The organism is Bradyrhizobium diazoefficiens USDA 110 (assembly GCF_000011365.1).
Classification (GTDB): domain Bacteria; phylum Pseudomonadota; class Alphaproteobacteria; order Rhizobiales; family Xanthobacteraceae; genus Bradyrhizobium; species Bradyrhizobium diazoefficiens.
The window spans coordinates 9,060,047-9,085,194 of the sequence record NC_004463.1 but is presented as its reverse complement, the minus strand read 5'-3'; the positions used below and the strand labels follow the sequence as shown (position 1 = coordinate 9,085,194).

Annotated in this window: 26 protein-coding genes and 3 pseudogenes; 20 read left to right on the top strand and 9 right to left on the bottom strand. The window is 62.1% G+C overall.

All coding sequences use genetic code 11. From position 1 onward, the window contains the following. Positions 1-269: 269 nt before the first annotated feature. A complete protein-coding gene (locus BJA_RS42080) occupies positions 270-683 on the bottom strand; it encodes a hypothetical protein (protein ID WP_011091004.1) in 414 nt (137 codons plus the stop codon). A gap of 98 nt (positions 684-781) precedes the next feature. Further along, positions 782-2,518: a hypothetical protein gene (locus BJA_RS42075; RefSeq protein ID WP_011091003.1), complete on the bottom strand. Its 1,737-nt coding sequence runs from the start codon at positions 2,516-2,518 to the stop codon at positions 782-784. On the opposite strand from BJA_RS42075, the gene BJA_RS42070 reads away from it, so the two are divergent. The 3 genes from BJA_RS42070 to BJA_RS42060 all read left to right on the top strand — a co-directional run bounded on the left by BJA_RS42070 (position 2,475) and on the right by BJA_RS42060 (position 5,402). Continuing rightward, a complete protein-coding gene (locus BJA_RS42070) occupies positions 2,475-3,632 on the top strand; it encodes an ABC transporter ATP-binding protein (protein WP_223153799.1) in 1,158 nt (385 codons plus the stop codon). The two genes, BJA_RS42075 and BJA_RS42070, sit on opposite strands and share 44 nt — an antisense overlap. A 7-nt stretch (positions 3,633-3,639) precedes the next feature. Then, positions 3,640-4,041, top strand: a complete 402-nt coding sequence (locus BJA_RS42065; RefSeq protein ID WP_011091001.1) for a hypothetical protein — start codon at positions 3,640-3,642, stop codon at positions 4,039-4,041. A gap of 296 nt (positions 4,042-4,337) precedes the next feature. After that, positions 4,338-5,402, top strand: coding sequence for an IS630-like element ISRj1 family transposase (locus BJA_RS42060; protein WP_011084514.1), 1,065 nt, complete (start codon positions 4,338-4,340; stop codon positions 5,400-5,402). A 160-nt stretch (positions 5,403-5,562) separates the two neighbouring features. Here BJA_RS42060 and tnpB read toward each other — a convergent pair whose 3' ends face one another. After that, positions 5,563-5,916: an IS66 family insertion sequence element accessory protein TnpB gene (gene tnpB / locus BJA_RS42055; RefSeq protein ID WP_011091000.1), complete on the bottom strand. Its 354-nt coding sequence runs from the start codon at positions 5,914-5,916 to the stop codon at positions 5,563-5,565. After that, positions 5,897-6,012: pseudogene (locus BJA_RS43510) on the bottom strand (IS66 family insertion sequence element accessory protein TnpB); the annotation flags it as partial. The gene tnpB and the pseudogene BJA_RS43510, both read right to left, overlap by 20 nt. 78 nt (positions 6,013-6,090) lie before the next feature. On the opposite strand from BJA_RS43510, the pseudogene BJA_RS42050 reads away from it, so the two are divergent. Continuing rightward, positions 6,091-7,043 (top strand): annotated as a pseudogene (locus tag BJA_RS42050) (IS481 family transposase). 119 nt (positions 7,044-7,162) lie between these two features. Here BJA_RS42050 and tnpA read toward each other — a convergent pair. Beyond that, positions 7,163-7,400, bottom strand: a pseudogene (gene tnpA, locus BJA_RS42045) (IS66-like element accessory protein TnpA); the annotation flags it as partial. A gap of 241 nt (positions 7,401-7,641) precedes the next feature. Here tnpA and trbB point away from each other — a divergent pair. From trbB to BJA_RS43925, 16 genes are all read left to right on the top strand, one after another. Further along, positions 7,642-8,640 (top strand): P-type conjugative transfer ATPase TrbB, encoded by a 999-nt coding sequence (trbB, locus tag BJA_RS42040; RefSeq protein ID WP_011090996.1) that lies wholly within the window; start codon positions 7,642-7,644, stop codon positions 8,638-8,640. Then, a complete protein-coding gene (locus BJA_RS42035; RefSeq protein ID WP_011090995.1) occupies positions 8,637-8,978 on the top strand; it encodes a TrbC/VirB2 family protein in 342 nt (113 codons plus the stop codon). The genes trbB and BJA_RS42035 overlap by 4 nt, the downstream gene beginning before the upstream one ends. Next, complete coding sequence (locus BJA_RS42030) at positions 8,978-9,253, top strand: VirB3 family type IV secretion system protein (protein WP_026312513.1); 276 nt, start codon at positions 8,978-8,980, stop codon at positions 9,251-9,253. Before BJA_RS42035 ends, BJA_RS42030 begins: the two co-directional genes overlap by 1 nt. A gap of 7 nt (positions 9,254-9,260) precedes the next feature. Continuing rightward, a complete protein-coding gene (trbE, locus tag BJA_RS42025; RefSeq protein WP_011090993.1) occupies positions 9,261-11,699 on the top strand; it encodes a conjugal transfer protein TrbE in 2,439 nt (812 codons plus the stop codon). Further along, positions 11,696-12,454: a P-type conjugative transfer protein TrbJ gene (gene trbJ / locus BJA_RS42020; RefSeq protein ID WP_011090992.1), complete on the top strand. Its 759-nt coding sequence runs from the start codon at positions 11,696-11,698 to the stop codon at positions 12,452-12,454. Before trbE ends, trbJ begins: the two co-directional genes overlap by 4 nt. Before the next feature lie 10 nt (positions 12,455-12,464). Continuing rightward, a complete protein-coding gene (trbK-alt, locus tag BJA_RS42015) occupies positions 12,465-12,785 on the top strand; it encodes a putative entry exclusion protein TrbK-alt (RefSeq protein WP_011090991.1) in 321 nt (106 codons plus the stop codon). Further along, entirely contained in the window at positions 12,782-14,143 is a 1,362-nt protein-coding gene (gene trbL / locus BJA_RS42010) for a P-type conjugative transfer protein TrbL (protein WP_011090990.1), read from the top strand. The genes trbK-alt and trbL overlap by 4 nt, the downstream gene beginning before the upstream one ends. A gap of 3 nt (positions 14,144-14,146) precedes the next feature. Then, entirely contained in the window at positions 14,147-14,836 is a 690-nt protein-coding gene (trbF, locus tag BJA_RS42005) for a conjugal transfer protein TrbF (protein ID WP_011090989.1), read from the top strand. Then, positions 14,833-15,912 carry a P-type conjugative transfer protein TrbG gene (gene trbG / locus BJA_RS42000; RefSeq protein ID WP_011090988.1) on the top strand — a complete coding sequence of 360 codons (1,080 nt, stop codon included), beginning with the start codon at positions 14,833-14,835 and terminating at the stop codon, positions 15,910-15,912. Before trbF ends, trbG begins: the two co-directional genes overlap by 4 nt. Beyond that, entirely contained in the window at positions 15,903-17,105 is a 1,203-nt protein-coding gene (locus BJA_RS41995) for a TrbI/VirB10 family protein (protein ID WP_011090987.1), read from the top strand. The genes trbG and BJA_RS41995 overlap by 10 nt, the downstream gene beginning before the upstream one ends. Continuing rightward, positions 17,102-17,326, top strand: a complete 225-nt coding sequence (locus BJA_RS41990) for a DUF2274 domain-containing protein (RefSeq protein ID WP_011090986.1) — start codon at positions 17,102-17,104, stop codon at positions 17,324-17,326. The genes BJA_RS41995 and BJA_RS41990 overlap by 4 nt, the downstream gene beginning before the upstream one ends. Positions 17,327-17,448: 122 nt before the next feature. Beyond that, positions 17,449-18,390, top strand: a complete 942-nt coding sequence (locus BJA_RS41985; protein ID WP_011090985.1) for an alpha/beta fold hydrolase — start codon at positions 17,449-17,451, stop codon at positions 18,388-18,390. Between the two features lie 8 nt (positions 18,391-18,398). Beyond that, the gene (locus BJA_RS41980) at positions 18,399-18,995 is read left to right on the top strand and encodes a ribbon-helix-helix domain-containing protein (protein WP_161170741.1); all 597 of its coding nucleotides are present in this window, start codon (positions 18,399-18,401) and stop codon (positions 18,993-18,995) included. A gap of 79 nt (positions 18,996-19,074) precedes the next feature. Then, positions 19,075-19,803: an MFS transporter gene (locus BJA_RS43505; RefSeq protein WP_016848072.1), complete on the top strand. Its 729-nt coding sequence runs from the start codon at positions 19,075-19,077 to the stop codon at positions 19,801-19,803. After that, the gene (locus BJA_RS43500; protein WP_223154147.1) at positions 19,691-20,323 is read left to right on the top strand and encodes a hypothetical protein; all 633 of its coding nucleotides are present in this window, start codon (positions 19,691-19,693) and stop codon (positions 20,321-20,323) included. Before BJA_RS43505 ends, BJA_RS43500 begins: the two co-directional genes overlap by 113 nt. A gap of 246 nt (positions 20,324-20,569) precedes the next feature. Continuing rightward, positions 20,570-20,665: a hypothetical protein gene (locus tag BJA_RS43925; protein ID WP_301309069.1), complete on the top strand. Its 96-nt coding sequence runs from the start codon at positions 20,570-20,572 to the stop codon at positions 20,663-20,665. On the opposite strand, the gene BJA_RS41965 is transcribed toward BJA_RS43925, so the two are convergent. The 4 genes from BJA_RS41965 to BJA_RS41950 all read right to left on the bottom strand — a co-directional run bounded on the left by BJA_RS41965 (position 20,629) and on the right by BJA_RS41950 (position 25,013). Next, on the bottom strand, positions 20,629-21,750 hold the full coding sequence (locus tag BJA_RS41965; RefSeq protein WP_011090981.1) for a LysR substrate-binding domain-containing protein: 1,122 nt from the start codon (positions 21,748-21,750) through the stop codon (positions 20,629-20,631). The genes BJA_RS43925 and BJA_RS41965 overlap by 37 nt on opposite strands. A gap of 683 nt (positions 21,751-22,433) precedes the next feature. After that, positions 22,434-22,652 (bottom strand): hypothetical protein, encoded by a 219-nt coding sequence (locus tag BJA_RS41960; RefSeq protein WP_125459388.1) that lies wholly within the window; start codon positions 22,650-22,652, stop codon positions 22,434-22,436. Between the two features lie 41 nt (positions 22,653-22,693). After that, a complete protein-coding gene (locus BJA_RS41955; RefSeq protein WP_063921586.1) occupies positions 22,694-24,247 on the bottom strand; it encodes a phosphomannomutase/phosphoglucomutase in 1,554 nt (517 codons plus the stop codon). 196 nt (positions 24,248-24,443) lie between these two features. Continuing rightward, entirely contained in the window at positions 24,444-25,013 is a 570-nt protein-coding gene (locus BJA_RS41950; RefSeq protein ID WP_016848068.1) for a helix-turn-helix transcriptional regulator, read from the bottom strand. Positions 25,014-25,148 lie beyond the last annotated feature (135 nt).

The following is a 25,148-nucleotide window of genomic DNA, read 5'->3' as shown; positions in this document are numbered from 1 at the left end:
GGAAGCCTTCAGGAGAGCGGGAATGGGCGAGCCGATCGGCGCTCTCTCTGACCGCGCCGGCTCAAACCCGTCCCGGCCGTCCTCTCCCTCTCAGCATCAAGGCGGTGCCCGACATGAGAAACGGCGCCCCACCGGGTTGGCGGCGCGCCGTGTACAAAGCGTTCGTCAGTATCCGAACTGCCAGGACGGCTACGCCTGGCCTTCGTCAGCGGCGCCCGCTTCCGCGAGGTAGCTCGCATCGCCTTCGACGACGGTGACGGCGTATTTCGTCACGACGCAGCTCCTTCGATCGGATCATTTTCGCCCGCGAGAATGGCCTCGGCCTTCGCGATGGCGGCGTCTGCCCGCCGGCGCCAAAGCTCGACATCCATTGAGCCTTCCTCCGGAACGTGGATGAGTATTTTGAGCAGACCGAGCAGCAACTCGAAATGGCCGGCCTTGCGCTGGACCTGCTCGCCGAAACGTGAGGGAAACGCCAGGCGTGGGCCGCTATAGGCAGCGTCGCGGCCTTCCCAGGCACCGGTAACATAGGTATCGCCAGACGTTTCAACGTCCGACCTGTTGTCGTCCCAGCCCTCGTCGGCGATCGCAAGATCGCAGGCTTGGTCGAGCGTTTCGGCTTCGTAGGTTCGCTGCCGATAGATCGGCAAATGATAGGTCGTCTCGATGGTGAAGAAGGGCACGATAGCCTCCAGAATGCAAAAGCCCGGCTCGCGCCAGGCTTTGGTGTGAATGGCAGTGAAAAGACGCGGGACGGCCGAAGCCGCCCCGCGTGCTCGAGCTATTCGGCCGCGATCATGCGCGACTCGTCTGCTTCATCGGCCGGAGTTTCCTCGTCGTCGCCGGCGAGGAATTCCGGCAGCGCCTCGCCATCGCCCTCGGGCTCCGCAGCATCGACAGCCGCCGCCAATTGGGCGTCGGGCATCCGCAGGGGCTCGGGCAGCCAGCCGGCCTCGGCGAGGAGGCGCTCGGCCTCCTTGGCCATGTCGCCCTTCTTCAGATGATCGATGAGCTGCGCGGCCCGCTCGCCGGCCCCCTCCCGCACCGCTTCCAGGATGCGGAGCTTCGGGACGCGGCCGAGATAGTTCTCGACGGTCGGGCGCCAACCGGACTCCACCATGTCGAGGTCGACGGCCCGGGCGATGCGATCGGCCTCAGTGATCCGGTGCTCGACGGTGTGCGGCGTGATGCCGCCGCCGTAGCGGTCGCCCTTCTCGTAGAGCGCGTTGATGCCGAATGAGGCGCAGTGCGCGAAGAGCGCCGCCTGCTCGTCGCCGGTGAGGCCGGTCAGCCAATCCCAGAGTTCGGTCTTCTCCTTGGGCAGGCGCTCCTCCCACGTCTTGTGGCGCGCGTCGATCGCCTTGGCCGCTGGCGTGTCCTTCAGCCCTTGCGCTTGCACCGGGAAGCTGACGCTGCGCACCGAGACCTCCATCGCCGTCCCGTAGGAGGAATAGCGGGAGAAGACGTCGAGGCAGAATTTGTGCAGCACCGCCTGGAAGGCGACCGAAGGCGTGATCGCCAGCCTGTCGCGCAGCGCCAAAGTCCGCTCCGCCGTGAGCTCGGTCAGCAGGCGATCGGGGAGCGGCTTCACCGCATCATCATCCTCATCCTCTGCCTCCGCGAGCTGCCCGCCGATGGTGATGACGGCGCGCTGGATTCCCGGCGCTGATGGTTCGGCGCCGTCGAAGGTCGCGGCAGCGGGTTCGCCATCGCTGCCCTGCTCTGGCTCGGCCACGGGTAGCTCGTCCTCAGGGCGGACGTAACCGCGATCAACCAAGAGCGTGCCTTCGGCGTCGATGCCGACGAACACACCCGCGCGGGCGATGTCGGCAAGCTGATAGTTGATGGGTCGATCGTCAAAGACGGCGAGAGCCGTCTCGATTTCGCCAAGTCGCTGGTCAACCTCGTCGGGCAGCTCATCCGCGCCGTCATGCTCGGCTTCCAGCCTGGCAAATTCGGCCTTGAGCGCCTCGATGGTCGCCTGCTCTTCGGCGGTGAGACCGGCGGATACGCTGTCCAGCTCGCGCAAGCCACGCGTGTGGCCGTAGGGGAAGTCGATCGCGACCTCGATCCACTTCCAACCTTCGGCAGCGATCGTTTCTGCCTCCGCCTTCAACTTCTCGGCGACCAGGCGGTCGAGCAGAGCGACGTCCTCGAGCCAACCGCCGTCGTCGGACTGGAACAGGTCGCGCAGCACCACACCGCCAGCCGCCTCGTAGGCGTCGAGGCCGACAAACACGGCCCTCCGGTCGGAGGCGCGCGCCGTCTTCTCCGTCAGCATGCGGCGGATCTGATAGGGCTCCTTCTGCCAGGAGCCGGAGATGGCCTGCCAGACCTGTTCCTGGCGTCCATGATCCGCGGTGACGGTGAAGGCCATCAACTGCTCAAGCGACATGCCGTCCTCGGCATAGATGTCGAGCAACGCGGGCGAGACCGAGGCCAGGCGCAAGCGCTGCTTCACCACATTGACCGAGGTGAAGAAGACCGCAATCGCGATTGCATTGACCTGGAGTTCCACGCGTCAGGCACGCGCGCTCCTGGATGCGGCGATCGAAGCCGGACAGGAGAATGCTCGGTTCGTCGGCAACGTCATGAACGCGATGGACACGTTGCGCCATTTCGGCAGTCACTCCTGGATCAACGAGTGCTTTATGATAAGGGCGCGGGAGGTGCGTGATAACTGGCGAGCCTACGTGTTGCAACGACTGGCCTACATCGCCGTGCTCGGCCTTGCCGTCGCGCTGCAATTTGCGGTCACGCTTCTCCTTCTTATACCTGAATATCACGCCGGCGCGATCACCATTGGCGATATGGTGCTATTCAATACGCTTCTGCTTCAGCTCAATATGCCCTTTGAGACGGTCGCGAGGGCGATCTCTGACGTGGCGCGGTCGCGAGCCGACCTCATCCCTCTAGGTAGACTGTGGGCCGCACCAGAAGAGCGGCAAGCATCTCATGCTCACGATTTCAAGCCCTCCGCTGACCAGCTCTCTTTCGAGAGCATTGGTTATGCCTACGACAACGGTCGCGGCGTTACCGACGTCTCGTTTAAGGCCGGGCGCGGCGGGATTACTTTTCTTGTCGGTGAAACCGGATCGGGGAAGTCCACGATCTTTAAGCTCGCCCTGAAATCGATTGAGCCCGACTACGGCCGAATTCTCGTCGATGGAACGGATATAGCGAGCGTCGATCGCGCGGATTGGTATGCCGCAGTTGCTCTCGTGCCGCAGGAGGTGATGTTGCTCAATGAGCCGCTAGCTGACAACATTTTGTTAGGACGGCCCCGCGACGAGGTACGCCTTCGCGATGCGTCGAAAGAAGCCGCTATTCTCCCGTTGATTGAGGCGCTACCGGAAGGATTTGAAACAACCGTTGGAGAACGCGGCTTGAAGCTTTCCGGCGGGGAGCGACAGCGCGTTGCTATTGCCCGCGCGCTCTATGGACAGCCGGCGATCCTTCTTCTCGACGAGGCTAGCTCCGCGCTCGACGAACGAACCGAACGGGACGTTATGGACCATATACGCACGCTAGCTGAGGATGTGACTGTGCTAGCGATCACTCATCGGAGAGGTGTCATCTCCACGAGCGACGTCGTGGTCGATCTGACCGACTGCGCCTTGTCAGTGACTTAGACGAAGAGTGCCGCAGCCGTTTCGTAAGACGCCCAGTTTCAGGCACCCGGCATGCCCACGAGCACGACCGGCCGCTCGCCGTGCGCTGTCGGATGCGATCATTGTTGTCGTAGTGAATCTGTCTGTAGATTTCAGCGACAAACTCGCCGAGGGAAGAGAAGCGGACCGGAATCGCGAGGTCGATCTTGAATTTGTCGTAGAAACTCTCCCGGTACCCATTCTCCCAGTGACGGTCTTTCTTCGAGCGGGAGATGGCGATATTGAGCGACACAAGGAAGGCGCGGGCGGCTTTCGCGTTGTACTCGGCACCGTTGTCGGGGCGGAAGATCGCGGGACGGCCGTGCGCAAGGAGCGCATTGCCGAGAGCGGGTCGCGCAAGAATTCCTCGATCTGCCGCCGGAGCGCATGAGCGCATGGTCGCGCTCCGGCATCTTGCGTTTGTAGTACAGCGCAGGGGCTGAAACGGCGAGCGATTGCGCGCGCCTCGCGTGCGGCCACGCCGGCGTCTCTCATCTCTTTTTGGGCCTCGTTAAGCTTCAGGGTGACGAGGCGGACCATCCTCAGGAGCTCGTCGTTCTCCCCTCGGAGCTTGGCAATCTCCATGACGGAACGGCCACTTGATACCGTGCCCGCGATTAAAGAACGGGCCACTCATCGAGCTAGTACCCACTTTTCTTGGAACGTGAGTCGTGATTCAAGGTCGGGATGATACCCGAAGCAAGAGAAGTCCACCTTTCGAGGAAAGATCGCAAGGTGCTTGAGGCGTGCTGTCGCTCACCGGTGACGTTGCAGCGCGATTTGAAGCGGGCGCGGATAGTTCTGTTGGCGGCGGATGGGCGCAGCACCCGGTCGATCGCCAAGGAAGTTGGGGTCCAGCCGCGGATTGTCAGCCTTTGGCGGCATCGCTATGCCGACCATGGCCTTGAAGGGCTGCAAGACAAGCCGCGGCCTGGCAAGCAGCCGATTTATACGAAGACGACCGACAAGCGGATTCTGAAGCTGCTGGATAAGCCGCCACCGCAAGGGTTTGCGCGCTGGACCGGCCCCCTGCTGGCCGAGGCGCTGGGCGATGTCGATGTCCAATATGTCTGGCGGTTCCTGCGCAGCCACAAGATTGACCTGGTGGCTCGCAAGTCCTGGTGCGAGAGCAACGACCCGAACTTTACGGCCAAAGCCGCCGATGTTGTCGGCCTCTATGTCGCGCCGCCGGCGAAGGCCATTGTGCTGTGCGTGGACGAGAAGCCCTCGATCCAGGCTTTGGAGCGAGCGCAGGGTTATCTGAAGTTGCCCAATGGCCGCGCCTTAACCGGCCAAAGCCACGATTACAAGCGGCATGGCACCACAACATTGTTTGCGGCGCTCGAAGTCGCCACCGGAAAGATCATCGCGACCCATTCAAAACGCCGGCGCCGCGTCGAGTTTCTCGATTTCATGAACAGCGTCACCGCGACTTTTCCGAACCGCAAGCTTCACGTCATCCTCGACAACCTCAACACCCATAAAAAGAACGAGGACTGGCTCAAGGCCCACCCCAACGTGCAATTTCATTTCACGCCGACAAGTGCGTCATGGCTCAATCAGGTCGAAGTATGGTTTTCCATCTTGCAGGGGCAGTCGCTCAGCGGCACCTCCTTCACGAGCCTCAAGCAGCTTCAGGAACACATCGATGCCTACGTCAACGCATACAACGACAGAGCCGAGCCCTTCGTCTGGACCAAGAAAAAGGTCCGGCAACGCCGTTTCAAAGGCCGCCGTATCACTCAGCTCTGATTCCGGGTACTAGGCTCGAAAGGTGAAGCAGTAAAGAACGCGCAAAGGGCGTTGATTGAGCGTAAGCACGATTTTCCTCGCACGTTGACGCGCGGGCTTTTGACGGATGGCGTTCGTATCTGGCGATACTGGGCTGTTCAGGCCGTGGCGGCTTTGGGGCTCAGCCGGCAACCTGATATTGCCGCACCGGATGGCGGACCATCGCATCGATATCGATGCCGTCAAGGATCGAGTGCAATTGCTCGGTCGTCAGCGTGACGACCGCCTCTTGGCGGCGCGGCCATCGGAACTTGTCCTCGGTTAGCCGCTTCAGGACCAGCACAAAGCCGGACCGATCGAAGAACAGCAGCTTCATCCGGTCGCAACGGCGATTGCAGAACGCAAAAACCGCAAGAGCGAACGGATCGAGCGCCATCGTCTCCTGGACCAGAACCGCAAGGCTGTTGATGCCAGCCCGGAAGTCGATCGGCTCACGGTGCAGATAGACCTGAAGCTCACCGCCCAGTCTGAACATGGCCCAGTGCTCCGATGATCGCCGTCATGCATCCACATCGCCGCATTCCAGCGCAAGCTTCACGCCGTTCGGCAGGGACGCGCTCACTTGGGCTAGATTTGGTCTCTCAGGAGGTTGTCCATCTGGTCTGAACCGAGGAAGCTGAGGTTGCGAAGCTTCAGTGTTCCAAGGCAGATGAACGTCCACAAGAATGCGCCTTTGACGCTCAAAGGTCGAGAGGCGATGGTGCGAGGCGTGGTCGAGGGCGGGCTGAGCCAGGCTGATGCGGCAAATCAGTTCAACACGACACCGAAAACCGTGGCCAAATGGGTCAAGCGGTTCCGCGCAGAAGGCGTGGATGGTTTGCGCGACCGCTCGTCGCGACCTCGTTCATCGCCGAGCCAAACCCCGCCGGCCACGTGCGCCGCCGTCGAGACGTTGCGCCGGCAGCGCCACACCGGCAAGCAGATTGCTGCCGAGGTCGAGGTGTCACCGGCCACCGTCAGCCGTATCCTTCGCCGCTTGGGATTAAGCCGGATACGCGATCTGGAGCCCGCCGAGCCGGTGCGCCGGTACGAGCGCGAGCACCCCGGCGAGCTCATCCATATCGACATCAAGAAGCTCGGCAGGTTCGTAAGACCAGGCCACCGCATCACACACGATCGCCAGAAAGGCGAAGCCGCGGCGCCGGCCACGAGTTCGTCCACGTGGCCATCGACGATGCATCGCGCTTGGCCTTCTCCCAGATCCGGCGGGATCAGAAAAAGGAGAGCGCCATCGCCTTCCTCAAGGAGGCCGTCACTTACTACCGCAGCCTCGGCATGAAGGTCACCGGCATCATGACCGACAACGGCTCCTGCTACCGCGCCAAGGCCTTCGCCAGAGCGTGCAGGAAGCTCGGCCTCAAGCACATCTTCACCAGACCCTACAGACCGCAAACAAACGGCAAGGCCGAACGCTTCATCCAGACAGTGCTGCGCGAATGGGCCTACGCTCGCGCCTATGACACCTCAGACCAGCGCGCCAAAAACCTGCCAATCTGGCTTCATCACTACAACTGGCATCGCCCGCACGGCAGCCTGCAGGCCAAACCACCCATCAGCCGCCTCGGCCTCCCGAAGGACGACCTGTTGAGATTCCACAGCTAGAGAACAAAAAGCTGTAGTCCCCTTGGGTTCCGACCCGCGCACTTCATCGCAAGTCGCCGGCAAATCAACCGTCGCCACGCTGTCTTGTCGCGACAGGGCTCGATCGGCGGTCTCCTCAAGCTGAACCCGGATGAACGCCGATGGTGAAGATGGCGGCAGAGACCTGGTCGCGGTGTGCTTCTTGATCCACTTCCGAAGCAGGTTCGCGTTGACCCCGTGTTCGAGCGCAAGTCTCGATACCGAAACCCCAGGCTCAAGACAGGTCGCGACAAGACGCTCCTTCGATGCCGCCTCGTAGCGCCGGCGACCGTTCCGGCCAACAAGCCTCACTCGCAATTTCTGATCATCGTCTGCCATCACAAGGTGCCCACCTATTTTGGTGGACACCTCATGCATCAGAGTACTCAAAAGCAAAAGGTGGAGGGAAATTCGCGCTTACTGTCGATCAGCATGCTTCGACGCAGCAAGTATTTTTTCGCCGCTCTACGCCCGCTTCCTACGACGCCTGAATACTTGTTGAACTAACCCGTTTCCTGCCTTTTCTATCCATCCCCGTTGCTGATCGCTTGCCGCGATTGGTACTCGACGGGGGACGATCGTGGCGGGCACTTCACTCCATTCGGAAGCCTTCTCGCGTGGCGCGCGCATGCTGCGCACCGCGCTTGGTCCCGCGATCGCCACCTTCCTGGAAGACCCCTCGATCGTCGAGGTGATGCTCAACCCCGATGGTCGGCTCTGGGTCGACCGGCTGTCCGGCGGGCTGGAGGATAGCGGACGAACGATGTCCGCCGCCGACGGCGAGCGGATCGTGCGCCTGGTCGCGCACCATGTCGGCGCTGAGGTGCATGCCGAAAAGCCCCGCGTCTCGGCCGAGCTTCCCGAGACGGGGGAGAGGTTCGAGGGGCTTCTCCCGCCTGTCGTTGCGGCGCCGGCCTTTGCGATCCGCAAGCCTGCGGTGGCTGTTTTCACCCTGGATGACTACGCGGCGGCCGGCATCATGACGGCCGGGCAGGCGGGCATGCTCCGCGAAGCCGTCGCGGCCCGCAAGAACATCCTGGTCGCCGGCGGCACGTCGACCGGCAAGACCACCCTGACAAACGCGCTGCTGGCGGAGATCGCCGGCACCACCGATCGCGTGGTCCTGATCGAGGACACGCGTGAACTGCAGTGCCGCGCGCCGAATCTGGTCGCGCTGCGCACCAAGGACGGCGTGGCGTCCCTGTCGGATCTGGTTCGGTCTTCCCTCCGCCTACGCCCCGACCGGATTCCGATCGGCGAGGTACGGGGCAGCGAAGCCCTGGAGCTCCTCAAAGCCTGGGGCACGGGCCACCCCGGTGGGATCGGAACGATTCACGCCGGCACGGCTCTGGGCGCGCTTCGCCGCCTCGAGCAGCTCATCCAGGAAGCCGTCCTCACTGTTCCCAAGGCGCTGATCGCCGAGACCATCGATCTCGTCGCGGTTCTGCGCGGCCGCGGCAGCGAACGCCGCCTCGCTGAACTTGCTCTCGTCGCCGGCCTCGATCCCGCCACCGGCGACTACCGCGTCAACTCTGCCGCGGCGGGCGGCCCATCCTCACTTCCCGGAGACCCCTCATGATCCAGTTTCCTCCCGCGATCCGTCGCGTGCGACTCCGCTTCACGGGCCTCGCCGCAATTGCCGTCATCTCCATTGCAATCGCGCCCGCGGCCTACGCCTCCGGCTCGTCGATGCCGTGGGAGACGCCGCTCAATCAGATCCTGGAGTCGGTGCAAGGGCCGGTCGCGAAGATCATGTCGGTCATCATCATCACCGTGACCGGCCTGACGCTTGCGTTCGGCGATAGTTCCGGTGGCTTCCGCCGGCTGATCCAGATTGTCTTCGGTCTGTCGATCGCCTTCGCCGCGTCGAGCTTCTTCCTGACCTTCTTCAGCTTCTCCGGCGGAGCGCTGGTGTGATGGCCGGCATCATCGATCTAGACGTGCCGGGCTTCTTCGCGCCGGTTCATCGCGCGCTCACCGAGGCAATCCTGATGGGCGGCGCGCCCCGCACGGTTGCGATCGCCAACGGCACGTTGGCCGCGGCAATAGCGCTCGGCCTCCACCTCTGGATCCCCGGCGCGCTGATTTGGGCCGTGGGCCATGCCGCGGCGGTCTGGGCGGCCAAGCGCGACCCGCAGTTCGTGGACGTCGTTCGACGCCACCTCCGCTATCCTTCTTACCTCGGCGTGTGAGACTTCCATGCTGAACCTCGCCGAATACCGCAACCGGCCCCACAGTCTTGCCGACTTCCTGCCCTGGGCCGCTTTGGTCGAGAAGGGCGTCGTCCTCAACAAGGACGGCGCGTTCCAGCGCACGGCGCGCTTCCGCGGGCCGGATCTCGACAGCGCGACGCCTGCCGAACTGGTCGGCGTAACGGCCCGACTCAACAACGCGCTCCGCCGTCTCGGCTCAGGTTGGGCGATCTTCGTCGAGGCCCAGCGCATCGCCGCCCAGACTTATCCGCACAATACTTTTCCTGACGCCGCATCAGCGCTGGTCGATTTGGAGCGGCGGGACGCTTTCGAGGAGGCGGGCGCGCATTTCGAGAGCCGCTATTTCCTGACCTTCGTCTGGCTCCCGCCGGCTGAGGACGCCTCGCGGATCGAAGGCTGGCTCTATGAGGGCCGCGCGCAGAGCGGCGTCGATCCCCACGAGCTGCTGCGTGGTTTTGTTGATCGGACCAACCGCGTCCTGCAACTTGTCGAAGGGTTCATGCCTGAGGTGGCGTGGCTCGATGATGGCGAGACGCTGACCTACCTGCATTCGACGATCTCGACCCGGCAACAGCGCGTGCGCGTCCCCGAGACGCCGATGCATCTCGACGCGCTGCTCGCGGACGAACCGCTTGCCGGTGGCCTCGAGCCGCGGCTCGGCAACCATCATCTTCGTACACTCACGGTGGTCGGCTTTCCGACCGCGACCTATCCCGGAATCCTCGACGAGCTGAACCGGCTTGCCTTTCCTTACCGCTGGTCGACCCGCGCGATCCTCCTCGACAAGACCGAGGCGGTGAAACTCTTGACCAAGATCCGCCGGCAGTGGTTCGCCAAGCGCAAGTCGATTGCAGCCATCGTCAAGGAGGTGATGACCAACGAGGCCTCGACACTGGTCGATAGCGATGCGGCGAATAAGGCCACTGACGCCGATCTCGCCTTGCAGGAACTGGGCACCGACGACGTCGGTCAAGCCTACATCACCGCGACCGTCACCGTCTGGGACGAGGACCCCGGTCTCGCCACTGAGAAGCTTCGCCTCGTCGAGAAGGTGATCCAGGGGCGCGACTTCACCTGCATGCCGGAAGGGGTGAACGCGCTCGAAGCCTGGCTCGGCTCTCTGCCGGGTCACGCCTACGCCAACGTTCGCCAACCGCCGCTCTCGACACTGAACCTCGCTCACCTGATTCCGCTTTCAGCGGTCTGGGCCGGGTCAGATCGGGATGAGCATTTCCGCAGCTCCCCGCTCTTCTTCGGTAAGACCGAAGGCTCGACGCCGTTCCGGTTTTCGCTGCATGTCGGCGACGTCGGCCACACCCTGATCGTCGGCCCGACCGGCGCCGGCAAATCCGTGCTGCTGGCGCTGATGGCGATCCAGTTCCGGCGCTACCGGAAAAGCCAGATCTTCGCCTTCGATTTTGGTGGCTCGATCCGCACGGCGGCCCTTGCCATGGGCGGCGACTGGCACGACCTCGGCGGAAGTCTGTCCAACAGCGCCGAAGATTCAGTCTCCCTTCAACCCCTCGCACGTATCGGCGATGCGGCCGAGCGCGCCTGGGCGGCCGAATGGGTGACGGCAATCCTCGCCAAGGAGGGCGTCACCATCGATCCGACCGTGAAGGAGCACGTCTGGTCGGCATTGACGTCACTGGCGTCCTCACCGGCCGAGGAACGCACGATCACCGGTTTGACGGTTCTGTTGCAATCGACCGCACTCAAGCAGGCGCTGCAACCTTATTGCGTCGGCGGCTCCTCCGGCCGTTTGCTCGACGCGGAGGCCGAGCAGCTCGGCTTTGCGTCGGTGCAGGCGTTCGAGACCGAGGGCTTGATCGGCGCAGGCGCGGCGCCTGCCGTCCTCACCTACCTCTTCCATCGCATCGAGGGCCGGCTCGACGGCCGGCCGACCCTCCTCATCATCGACGAGGGGTGGCTCGTCCTCGACGATCCAGCCTTCGCGCAACAGCTCAGGGAATGGTTGAAGACCCTGCGGAAGAAGAACGCTTCCGTCGTCTTCGCCACTCAATCGCTTTCCGACATCGATGGCAGCAACATCGCGCCAGCGATCGTCGAGAGCTGCCCGACGCGGATATTCCTGCCGAACGAGCGCGCGATCGAACCGCAGATCACCGCCATCTACCAGCGGTTCGGCTTGAACGACCGCCAGATCGAGATCATCGCGCGGGCGACGCCGAAGCGCGACTACTATTGCCAGTCTCGTCGCGGCAATCGGCTGTTCGAGCTCGGCCTTGGGCCAGTTGCGCTCGCCTTCTGCGCCGCCTCCTCCAAGACCGACCATGCCGCAATCGAACGGCTGCTTGCCGAGCACGGCCGTGACGACTTCACGGCCGCCTGGCTCGCCGATCACGAACTGCTGTGGGCCGCCGATCTCATCCCTGACCTGACAAACCTGGAGGTGCAATCATGACCGCTCTCGAAGTGCGGCGCGCTGGCTTGGCCGCTGCGACGGCTCTCTCGCTCGCCTTTTCGATCTCGCCGCTTTCGACGACCTCGGTCCTTGCGCAGTGGATCGTCTACGACCCCACCAACTTCAGCCAGAACGTGCTGACCGCGGCGCGCGAGCTGCAGCAGATCAACAATCAGATCCAGATGCTGACCAATCAGGCCCAAAGCCTGGTGAATCAGGGAAAGAACCTCGCCAACCTGCCGTTGTCGACGCTGACCCAGCTTCAGTCATCGATTGCCAAGACCCAGTCACTGCTGAGCCAGGCCCAGAACATCGCCTTCAACGTCGAGCGCGTCCAGACGATGTATTCCAGCACCTACGGCACGGCGGCGGCGACGGGCTCCAATGCAACAATGTTTGCCGCGGCTCAAAGTCGTTGGCAGAACTCGGTGGGCGCTTTCGAAGACTCGCTGAAGGTGCAGGCCGGCGTCGTCGGCAATATCTCGACCAACTCCAGCGCAATGAGTACGCTGGTTACCGCCAGTCAGTCGGCAAGTGGCGCTTTGCAAGCCGCTCAAGCCGGCAACCAACTCCTCGCGCTGCAATCCCAGCAGCTATCCGATCTCGTCGCGGTGCTCGCCGCGAAGGGACGGGCGGATGCGCTGGAGCAGGCGCGCGTAACGGCGACCGAGTCGCAGGGCCAGCAGCAATACAAAATCTTCTCGACACGCAGCGGCTATCAGCCGGGCAACGTCACCATGTTCAGCGGCAACTGAGGCACCGATCATGGAGCGCTCGGATATCTTTCGCGCAGGCGCGATGATCGTCGTGTTCGTGATTTTCCTCGCCGCGCTGCACGTCATCCATCGGCGTCCAGCCGAGCGGCCGGTATCCGACGCCCCCTCTGTCTCCGCTCCCGATGACCTCTCGGCCGAGCTGCTCCGCTGCGCCGAGCTTGGACCCCAGGATGCCGAAGATCCGCACTGCCAGGCGGTTTGGAAGGAGAACCGCGCGCGCTTCTTCGGCAGGCCGGCGCGGCCACGTCTGCCGCAAGCCGCGCCGGCCACTCAGCCGATGACGGCTGTTCCAAAGGGAGAGAAGCCGTGAACAACGTCGGCGTCATCGACACCTTTCTCAATACTTTCACGACCTACATTGATTCGGGTTTCGGCCTGATCAAGGGCGAGGTCACGTATTTGTCGTCGACGTTGATCGTCATCGACATCACGCTCGCGGGCCTGTTCTGGGCTTGGGGCGCAGACGAAGACATTCTCCAGCGACTGGTGAAGAAGACCCTCTACATCGGCTTCTTTGCCTTCATCATCACTAACTTCACCAAGCTCTCAGGCATCATCTTCAACAGCTTCGCAGGCCTCGGCCTGAAGGCCGGCGGCTCGTCGATCTCGACGGCGGACTTCCTGCGGCCCGGCCGGCTTGCGCAGGTCGGCCTCGACGCCGGGCAGCCGTTGCTCGACTCCGCAAGCCAAATGATGGGCTTCACCAGCTTCTTTTCCAACTTTGTACAAATTGCCGTGCTGATGGTGTCCTGGCTGCTGGTGCTGATCGCCTTCTTCATTCTGGCGGTGCAGCTCTTCGTCACGCTGATCGAGTTCAAGCTGACGACGCTCGCCGGCTTCATCCTCATTCCGTTCGCGCTCTTCAACAAGACCGCCTTTCTCGCGGAGAAGGTGCTGGGCAATGTCGTTGCCTCCGGCGTGAAGGTCATGGTGCTCGCCGTCATCGTCGGCATCGGCACCGGGCTCTTTTCGCAGTTCACCACCGCCTATGCCGGCGGCCAGCCGACGATCGAGCAGGCGCTCTCTGTCGTGCTCGCGGCGCTCGCTATGCTGGGCCTCGGCATCTTCGGGCCCGGCATCGCGACCGGGCTTGTTTCCGGCGCGCCGCAGCTTGGTGCGGGCGCTACCGTCGGCACGGGTCTGGCTGTTGCCGGTACAGCGATGGTCGGCGGCGCGGCGCTCGGTTTGGCCGGAAGGGGAGCGATGGCAGCCAGCTCTGGTGCTGCGGCTGCCGCGCGCGGCGGTGCGGCGATGGCGGGCGGCATGTCCTCCGCCTACAGCCTCGCATCAGCCGGTCGGTCCGGCGCCGGCGGCGTCGCGTCCGGTCTCGGCGGTGCAGGCCGTGCGGCGGCTAGTCACGCGGCAGCTCCCGTCAGACGCGCCGCTGCGCAAGCGGCAGGGACAATGACGGAGAGCTTCACTTCTGGCGCCCGTGCCGGCGTCGCCAACACGGGTGGCTCCTCGACGATGGGGACCATTCGGAGCGGCGCGGCCGCAAACGATGGAGCCGCATCTCAAGTGCCGAGCGAGAGCGGTCCGCCCGCCTGGGCCCAACGCGTCAAGCGCAATCAGACCGTCATTCACGGCGCTCAGACCACCGCGCAAGCCCTCAAATCCGGCGACAGCCATGGCGGCGGCCACTCCGTCGACCTCTCGGGAGGAGAATAACGAATGTCAGTCTTCCGGCGATCGTCGGTTCGTTACGGCCGCACGCCCGAACCAGAAACCCCCTACCAGCGCGCAGCGCAAGTTTGGGATGAGCGCATTGGATCCGCCCGGGTGCAGGCCAGGAACTGGCGGCTGATGGCCTTCGGTTCGCTGATGCTGTCCTGCGGCCTTGCCGGTGGACTCGTCTGGCAATCCACGCACGGCACTGTCGTTCCCTGGGTGGTGCAGGTCGACAAGCTCGGCGAAGCGCAAGTCATGGCGCCCGCTACCGCCGACTACAGGCCGAACGACCCACAGATCGCCTGGTATCTCGCCCACTTCATTCAGATCGTTCGCTCGCTTCCGGCCGACCCGATCATCGTGCGGCACAACTGGCTGCAGGCCTATGATTTCACAACCACGGCGGGCGCGGCGGCGCTGAACGACTACGCCCGCGCCAACGACCCCTTCGCCAATCTCGGCAAGCAGCAGGTCGCGATCGACGTCTCCAGCGTCATCCGCGCCTCGCCCGACAGTTTTCGCGTGGCCTGGGTTGAGCACCGCTTTCAGGACGGGGCGCTCGCCGGCACCACGCGTTGGACCGCGATCCTCACCATCGCGATTCAGCCGCCCACCGACGCCGATCGGCTGCGCAAGAATCCACTCGGCATCTACGTCAACGCCATCAACTGGTCAAAGGAGCTGGGACAATGACCCCGCCGATTTTCGCAAAAGCCGGCGGTCCGGCTTCGCGTTTTTCCATCGTTCATCAAAACCGGAAGGACGGCGATACGTCTTTCCGTAAATCCGCTTTGACGGCTTTGCTGATATCCGTCTCAGCCCTTGGCGGCTGCGCGCACAATTTCATCCCACCCGACATCAGCTACGACACTGCGGAGCCTGCGACGCTCACCGTCGACCCGGCGCCGCCCGTCAAAATCGTGGAGTTGCCCCAGCCGCTGCCACTGCCCGGGCAGTTGAAGCCGCTCGCCGCCGGCAAACGCGTCCCGGAAGCCGCCGATCCAAAGGTTCGCGTCAAACAGGCCAACGCCGCGGCACGGGTGCAGCCGGTCCGCAATGGTTTCATCAACGCAGTACAGGTCTATCCGTTCTCCGGCGGAGCCCTCTACCAGGTCTACACGGCGCCCGGCCAGATCACAGATGTCGCCCTCCAGGAGGGTGAGCAACTCGTCGGCTCCGGTCCGGTTGCCGCCGGTGACACTGTGCGCTGGATCATCGGCGATACCGAGAGCGGCGCGGGCGCGACCAAGAAGATTCATATCCTCGTCAAGCCGACGCGGCCGGATTTGGTCACCAATCTCGTGATCAACACCGATCGGCGGACCTATCTCCTCGAGCTGTGCTCGACGGAAAAGACCTATATGGCCTCGGTCTCCTGGCAGTATCCCGAGGACCAGCTGATTGCGCTTCGGCGGCAGAATGCGGCCGCTGAAACTGCGGCGCCAATTGCGGCTGGCGTCGATCTCGCCTCGATCAACTTCCGCTACTCTATTGAGGGCGACGACCCGGCCTGGCGTCCGCTGCGCGCCTTTGATGACGGCAACAAGGTCTACATCGAGTTCCCAAGCGGTATCGCCCAGGGTGAAATGCCGCCGCTGTTCGTGATAGGTCCAGCCGGCGGCTCCGAACTGGTGAACTACCGAGCAAACCGTAACTACTACATCGTCGACCGCTTGTTCGCCGCCGCCGAATTGCGTCTTGGCGACAAGGATAGTGAGCGGCGCGTGCGCATCGTCCGCACCGACGGAAGGCCGCGCGCATGGCGATAGACAGCGAAGACGAACGTCAGGGCGACATTCCGCCCGTCGCGCCGCCGGACCTGCGGCTCCGAGGCGAGCGGCCCCGTGTCACACGGCTCTCGCGCAAGGTCCTTGTCGGCCTCGGCGCGCTGTCTGCCCTCGCGGTCGCGGGCGCGCTCGGCTACGCGCTCCAGACCGGCAACAAGGCGCAGAGCGGCCAAGAACTGCTCAGCACCCAGAACCGGCCTTCGGCCGAGGGTCTGGCCGGGTTGCCGAAAGACTATACCGGCCTGCCGCGTCAAGCACCGCCGCTCGGGCCGCCGCTGCCCGGCGATCTCGGCAAGCCGATCCTCAACACCGGCGCTGCACCGAACACGATGGCGGCGACGTCAGATCCCGAGACGCAGCGCAGGGGCCAGGAAATCGAGGCGGCGCGGGTCAGCCGCCTCTTTGCCCAAACTGCTCAGCAACCGCAGAGCGTCGGCCAACTCATCCCGAATGCCTCCGCTGGCGCCACGGCCACTCCGGCCGCGACACCGCCCGTCGATGCCGGATCTGCCCAGAACATGCAGGACCGCAAGACGGCCTTCCTCACTGCTCCGACAGACAAGCGCACGGTCAGTCCGGAACGGCTCGAAGCCAAGGCCTCACCTTACGTCGTGCAGGCGGGCACCGTGATTCCGGCTGCGCTCATCACGGGCATTCGTTCCGATCTGCCCGGCCAAGTCACCGCACAGGTGACCGAGGCGGTCTGGGACAGTCCGTCTGGCAAATATCTTCTGATCCCGCAGGGTGCCAAACTGATAGGTCAGTACGATAGCTCCGTCGCGTTCGGCCAGTCCCGCATCCTCCTGGTCTGGACCCGCATCATCATGCCGGATGGCAACTCGATCGTGCTAGAGCGCCAGCCCGGCGCCGACACCGGTGGTTATGCCGGTCTCGAGGATGAGGTCGACAACCACTGGGGCATGCTGTTCAAGGCTGCCGTCCTCTCGACCATGCTCAGCGTCGGAGGCGAGGCGGGCACGAGCCAGAATGAGAACAACCTCGTTCAAGCGATCCGTAGCGGCGCGTCCAACAGCATCAGCCAGACCGGCCAGCAGATCGTGCAGCGCCAGCTCAACATCCAGCCGACGCTGACCATCCGGCCAGGTTTCCCGGTGCGGGTCATCGTTACGCGGGATTTGGTGTTGGCTCCCTACCGCCAGGAGGCAAGCCGATGAGCAAGCTGAAGCTCGGAACCATCCTCGACGATAAGCCGGTGAAGATCGCCGTCGAGTTGCCGGCTGCCGTCCATCGCAATCTCCTCGCCTATGCCGAGGCGATCGCGCGCGAGAGCGGACAGCCGGCACCCGATCCCGCCAAGCTCATCGCTCCGATGATCCAAAGATTCATGGCAACAGACAAGGGGTTTTCAAAGGTGAAACGCGCGGCAACAAATTGATAAGGGGACGATCGTTCAGCGTTGCCTTGCAGAAACGGCCGGGACGAAAGCCCATCAAGTCAAATCCGGTCATAGACCAGCATTTTGCTCACGTAGACGCGTTCAGGTGAACAGGAAGTCAGATGCCATATATCGATGCCACGGGTGTGAAGCTTTATTTTGAGGAAGCCGGGGAAGGTCATCCGATCATTTTCCTGCACGAGTTCGGCTCAGATAGCCGCGGATGGAAAACCCAGGTTCGCTACTTTTCTCGTGCCTATCGCTGCATCACTTTCAACGCTCGCGGATATGCCCCCAGCGACGTTCCTGACGATCCGACGCTATATGGCTGGGAGCTCGCTGTGAACGACATCGCCGCCGTCATGCGTGGCCTCGCTGTCGAACACGCACACCTGGTCGGATTGAGCATGTGCGGATATGCCGCCTTGCAGTTCGGATTACGCTATCCGAAGAGAGCCAGCGCGATTGTCGCGGCCGGTGTGGGATCCGGATCGGCTCCTTCCCAGCAGGACGCCTGGTCGAGAGAAACCTCCATTCTCGCGCGGGCTTTCATCGAGCGCGGGATGGACGCGATGGCCCGGAGAATGGCGCATGGTCAGACTCGTATTCAACTCAAATACAAGGACACACGGAGCTGGGAAGAGTTCCAGGAACGCCTGCGTCACCACTCACCGCTAGGTATGTCGAATACGATGGCGCGCTGTCAGGGGGTGCGACCGCCATTGCATGATCTGGCCGATCAGTTCTCAACGATGCGAACACCGGTATTGCTGGCCCTGGGCGATGAAGACGCGCCCTGCCTTGAGACTAACCTGATGCTGAAAGCAGTGCTTCCCAACGCCGGTCTTTGGATCTGTCCCAACACCGGCCACACCATCAATCTGGAAGAGCCGACAGCATTCAATGCTCAGCTCGACAGCTTTCTAGCCGCCGTCGAGCGTGGGAGCTGGCGCCGCGGGCATCCGGAAATTGAGGCTGAATCCGATCTGAAACTTGAGATGACGTGCGATACACGCACGAAGGCAGTGGCCCGTTACTGCAACACTCCAGGCGCTTCACAGTGAGTCCTCTCATGAAATCCCGGACCGGCGTTCATCTCAGCGAATCCATGTCAACGCGGTTGACCGCCGCGGCTACACGCACGGGAGTCACAAAGTCAGAACTTATTGAAGCCGCGCTCGATAGCTTTCTCGAATCCGATAACGCTGCTGAACATTTCGCGATCGTGGCAGGCCGCCTCACTGAGTTGAACGATCAGATCGGGCGTCTCGGTGCCGATCTCAAGATGGTGAATGAGGCCGTCGCCCTTCACGCGCGCTTTCACTTGGCTGTTACGCCCTCGTTATCGGCGGCAGAGCAGCATATGGCGACTGTGGTGGGCTCAGAACGCTTCGATGAGTTCGCTGCGCAAGTAGGACGTCGTGTTGAGCGGGGGACATCCCTCCTCCGGGAGACGATGAACCGGCGCCTCGTGACGAATAAGAACCGCTGGGCGAGCCACCTTGCGGCAAGCGCGGATCGCCGCACGAATTGCAGGTCTTCAGAACCAGACCGTCGTCTGTCCGACACGGTTGATGGCGGGTCAGAGCCGAATGCTGCCGTGCGGGAGGGCGGCAGCATTCGAACCTTTCCAGACCGGACCAACATCCCGCTACAGCGAGAGATCTAACGGCGCTGAAACCACGCCTTATTCGCGGCCGCCTAGCCCAAGCCGCACCTACGTGCCGCGACGATCAGTTGCAGACGTGATGGGTGTCTCCGCACTTGTCATGCGGGTGTTTCTACCTTTTGCTGTCGGTTATTACCTCTCGTACCTCTTCAGGACAATCAACGCTTTGATCGCCGCTCCCCTGACATCGGAATTGGGGCTCGACGCTGGTGATCTTGGCTTGCTGACTTCGGTCTATTTTCTCACCTTCGCGGTAGCGCAGATACCCGTCGGCATCCTTCTGGATCGATATGGTCCGCGGCTGATCCAGAGCGTGCTGCTGGTTGCTGCTGCGGTCGGCGCCGCATTGTTTGCTACGTCAGACAATTTGCTCATGCTGCTTCTAGGCCGGGCGCTACTCGGTCTCGGCGTCGCCGCGAGCCTGACCGCCGGATTGAAAGCCCTCGTTCTCTGGTTTCCGAAGGACCGTCTTCCGTTTCTCAACGGCCTGATGGTCATGCTCGGTGCATTGGGAGCAGTCACCACGACCTCGCCGGCGCAGTGGTTGCTGGCTTGGGTTGGGTGGAGGACGCTCTTCGCATTGTTAGCTGTCTTCACGGCCGGCTGTTCGGCGATGATCTATCTCGATGATCTATCTCTTGGTGCCGGAGAGTGCATCGGCAACGCCGGTCCTGCGTGGAACAGCCGTGGCCAGCTTGAAGAAGATTTATACCGATCCGCATTTCTGGCGTCTGGCGCCGCTATCAGCGACTTCCGTCGGCACCGCCTGGGCGCTGCAGGGACTTTGGGCAGCGCAGTGGTTCACTGACGTCGAGGGACTTGATCGCGCTGCTTTGGTGCAACATTTGCTTGTCATGACCGTCGCGCTCAGCCTGGGTGCGCTCCTGCTAGGCGTTCTGGCTGATCGGCTGCGTCGCTATGGCATTGGAACAGAGGCGCTCCTCGCGGTCGTCGGCCTTATGTTCATTGCCGTGCAATTCGCGATTATCCTGCGATGGCCGTTGTCATCATACGTCCTGTGGGCCGCTGTGGCCGCCGTCGGCGCAGCTACGGTGCTTAGCTATGCGATCCTGGCTAGTTATTTCCCGAAAGAGCTTGCCGGACGGGCCAATGCTGCGCTGAACGTGTTCCATATCGGTGGAGCGTTTGTCCTGCAATATGCCACTGGCGTCGTCCTTGAACATTGGACGCCTCAGGCGGGGCATTATCCGGAGATCGCGTACCAGATAGCCTTTTTCCTCAATCTTGTCCTTCAGATCATCGCATGGGTCTGGTTCGCTTTCCCGTGGGTGCTTCGGCCGTCGACGAGCGCTAGGTTCAGCGATTAGGGGCGCGAGTCGGCGGCAGCCAAGGTTCAGCCTGCCGGGACTGTGAGCGATCACAGCAAGCACCGGCGAATGTTCGACACCGCGACGCACCTCGTCCAGGAAATGCCGCCCCCCAGGGGTGATCGTGACACCCCGATGCCGATGCTCGAACAGATGCTGCAGTCTTCAGGGATCTCAAAGCTATGCCGATTCTGACGCGTAGCGGCGGCGCGACGACGCCGACCAAGGCTGCCAAGTTGATCGCCAATGGTTGGGCGCTTTATCGCAACCGACCGCGCCTTTGCGAAGGCCCGACGAAATGCTGTTCAGCTCGCATCTGGGGCAGCGGAAATATCAGGATAGCGCTCCCGAAGCAGGTCGAGCAACGGACGCAGCGATGGATTAGCGTTGTCCTGCCGCCAATAAGCGCGCAAGCTCAGCCGCGTCGGCCCCTCGGCATCATGCACCTCGCGGAAGGTGACACCCGGATAGACTGCGCCCGTCGCACTTTCCAATACCAGTAGAATGCCCCAGTCCACGCCGACCAAGGAGAGAAGACGGTCGAGCACCACATCATGGCGAACCAGCGGGCAAGGATCGGAAGACCCCAATTTGCTGTCAAGGAGCTTCAGGAATTCCGGTCCCGGGCCTCGCTGCGACATCAAAAGCGATTCGTGCCTCAGTTCGCCCCAGTGAATTACGTCACGACCTGTCAGCGGATGGTTCGCGGGGAGGGCGGCAACGACACGCTCGCTCCAGAGCAACAATGACCTGTCGCTCCACCTTGGACTGAGGCCGGCCACAAAGGCGACGTCAATCGCGGAGCTGGCGAGATCCGAAATCAGATGGTCGCTCGCTCCGTCAACCAGTTGTCTGTCGACATCGGGGAAGCGGTGCCGGTGCTCGATGAGAGTGGCCCGGAGATTGCCGGCTGACAGGGAAGTGTGGATGCCGATGGTCAATCGGCCGCTCTCACCACGCGAGCGGTTCTTGCCACGAACCGTGATTGCTTCCGTCTCATCAACGAAACGCCGGGCAGCTTCGAGGAATTCCTGCCCTTCAACGGTAGGTCGTGTGCCGCCATTGGTACGCTTAAACAGAGTGACGCCCAACCTGTATTCGAGATTGCGCAGGCCGCGACTAAGAGTGGGTTGCTTGATTCTGAGCGCCTCTGCCGCTTGGCGGAGGCTTCGGTGCTTGGACGCGACGATCGCCCAGCGCAGGTCTCGAAATTCCACAGGCACGGTCGAAACCCTAGGGTAAGTTGCCGGTGACCAATTGACCAATTTTTGTCTTGAATGGCGCACGCCATTTGCTTGCGCTGCTTCTGGATCTTCCAATTTGGCAAGCGCAAAAATGGGCGAGGCTGGAGCCAAAAAAGTTTGGCAAGTTTGCCTTTCATTTGCTTGCGCTGCTTCAACCCGCCAATTCGGCCTCGAAAGGGCCATCAAAAGACATCCGCCCTCCGGGCCGGTTAAGACCCTGCCGCCATTTGCTCGGTACCTAGGCTCGCTGGAGGCACGAGAAGCGCAAGCTCTTCTAACTTCATGTTTCGGGTAAACTGCTATGATTCCAAATGACAGTGAACCAATCGCCAACCCAACCCGATCATGAAAAAGCCTCCCGAACGACCCGAGAAGCAGTCTTTTCGATTGAAATGGGTAGAACGGGGAAAATCCGTTTTTGTGACCGAGCGTGTGATCCTACACGAGGTAATTTTGCGACAGGGCAACAGAAACCGACTGAGCTTCAGGTCAGCTTGGTTGTCCGCCTAAATGCTGTCCGCCAACGGCGCGCAACTGAGGATCGAAGTCGACAGGTTTTTGACGACAGTTCAGGCGGCCTGAGCGAACTAGAAGTATAACTGAATCATCGGGATGAAAGCCTCCCACCTATCCAAGTTAAGGCCTAGCTGCCCGCCTTGCCTTTCTTCTAATCCGCAATTCCTTTTCTGCTACCGATTTTCGGGGTAACTCAATCTTACCCAACTTCAGCGTGAAAGGGCGCTTGAGACCAAAAAATGGCGATTAGCCTTTCAGTACTACGGCCCCTGGAAGAGGAGGGGCGCGCGGATTACGGGTCGAAGAGCCCAGGAGGGATTAATGCCAAGGACGCACGCCGTTTTTCGCGGCTATTCGATGAATCTTGCCCGAAACGCTCTCATCTGCTCCACCCTTCTGGCGCGAACGGTTGGATACAGCGACTGGGGCGGTGTCATCCCCGCTAGGGATTGTCCCGGAAGCATGACGCTGGCAGCAATTACAAGCGCGCCAGAACCATAGACGAGATAGTTGTTGGAGGAGTTTGAACTGAGCGTGGTCGTGCCTGAAGAAACAAGATTGGTTGTCACGGCTTGCTCCAAATAGATTACGGAAACTTGGACGAGCTTAATTAGTCAAATTCGGTATCGGTCCTCGCCTGCCGGATCGGCCCAGCAAGGCCACCTTGGATCCTCTGATTGTATTCCCCAACCGCGGCATGCGTGCGCAGCACGCTGTTCACCATCTCGAACATGTCGTGCATGCGCTGCTCGGAGACCGGGCTCTCGACCACGACGACGAGCTCGGGCTTGTTCGAGGACGCGCGCACCAGGCCCCAGCTGCCGTCCTCGACCGTGACGCGTCCGCCGTTGACGGTGACGAGATCGCGGATCGCCTGGCCGCCGATCCTGGCGCGCTTGGCCTGCAAGCCTTCAAAATGCTTCACCACCTGGTCGATGACGCCGTACTTGGTCTCGTCGGCGCAATGCGGCGACATGGTCGGCGACGACCAGGTTTTCGGCAGCGCGTTCTTCAAATCGGCCATCGACTTGCCCGGCGCGCGGTCGAGCATGTCGCAGATCGCGAGCGCCGACACCAGGCTGTCGTCATAGCCGCGCCCATACGGCTTGTTGAAGAAGAAGTGGCCGGACTTCTCGAAGCCCGCGAGCGCACCCGTCTCGTGGGTGCGGCGCTTCATGTAGGAATGGCCGGTCTTCCAATAAGCGACCTTGGCGCCCTGCTTCTGCAGCACGGGATCGGTGACGAACAGGCCGGTCGACTTCACGTCGACGATGAACTGCGCGTCCTTGTGGATCGCCGACATGTCGCGGGCGAGCATCACGCCGACCTTGTCGGCGAAGATTTCCTCGCCGGTGTTGTCGACGACGCCGCAGCGATCGCCGTCACCGTCGAAGCCGAGACCGACATCGGCCTTGTGATGCAGCACCGCATCGCGGATCGCGTGCAGCATCTCCATGTCTTCCGGATTCGGATTGTATTTCGGGAAGGTGTGGTCGAGCTCGGTGTCGAGCGGGATCACCTCGCAGCCGATCGCCTCCAGCACCTGCGGCGCGAACGCGCCGGCCGTGCCATTGCCGCGGGCCGCGACGACCTTGAGCTTGCGGGTCAGCTTCGGACGGCTGGTGAGGTCGGCGATGTAGCGCGCCGGATAGTTCTCGTGGAACTGGTAGGAGCCGCCGGCCTTGTTCTTGAATTCGGCGTTGAGCACGATTTCCTTCAGCCGCGTCATCTCGTCGGGGACGAAGGTCAGCGGGCGGTTGGCGCCCATCTTCACGCCGGTCCAGCCATTGTCGTTGTGCGAGGCCGTGACCATGGCGCAGCAGGGCACGTCGAGGTCGAACTGCGCGAAATAGGCCATCGGCGTCACCGCGAGCCCGATGTCGTGCACCTTGCAGCCCGCAGCCATCAGGCCGGAAATCAGCGCATATTTGATCGAGGCCGAATAGCCGCGGAAATCATGGCCGGTGACGATCTCCTGCTTGACGCCGAGCTCCGCAATCAGCGCGCCCAGCCCCATGCCGAGCGCCTGGATCCCCATCAGGTTGATTTCCTTCTGGAACAACCAGCGCGCGTCGTATTCGCGAAAACCCGTGGCCTTCACCATCGGCTCGGATTCGAAGGCATAGGTGTTGGGCAACAAGACGGATTTCGGCTTGGGGAACATTGAGACAATCTCAGAAATGCGAGGAATTGACCGCCGCCATAGCGAATGCCCAGGCCGAGGTATCGCGGGCATCACACAATGGACAAGGTAGGCTTGTTGGCTAAGTCTTGGTCAGCTTTCCGTCATCGAAAACCAGGAAACGTTGACCTGCACAGCGAGAAGAATGCAGCCGGCCGGCCAGTTTGGATGGGCGGGGTTATAGAAGCCGGGACAATAGCGAGACTAGCTCAGCTTGCCGCCTGGTCCCGGTTCGCAAAAAGACAGCTTTCAGATGGTTTCGCGCTGTCCCCGACGAAATGTTCATATAAAATGCAATTTCTTCCAGCGACTTTCCCTCCACCAGCAGCGATGCGAGACGAGCCTGCGCGGGAGTCAATCCAAAGATCTCCATGACAGAGCTCTGCGAGACGCGAGGTATTTCATTCAGATCAGTCAGGATCAGAAGGGCGCCCATGTCCGGGAGGAGGGGATCGCCTGCACTTTCCCAGTCCTGAACGATGGCATCAATGACAATCGGCCGGCGCTGACTCCGGGTGACAACTGTTTGCAAGGTGCTACGGCCCGGTTTGCCAGACAAAAAGCGGACCTGAGTGATCAGTCGGTCCAGCCTCAGTCGTGACTGAGCATCCGCTGCAAACAGACGCCGTCCCTTCACCGATAGATCGTCATCGAAAAGCTTCGACGCGTTGTCGTTGACAGCCGCCACGAAGCCATTCTGATCGATCAAAATCGCAGGCCGGCCCAATAGATCAAGCGTACCAATCATACTGGGCCGTTCCCCACGAGCGATGCGCAATTCACTCGGGCAAAACAAAGCTCCTTTCGGACCTGCCCCCGTTCTCTCGTCACCCTCAAGCATAGCAACAGTTCAAAAAATGGTTCGCATTACTAATGCTGAAAA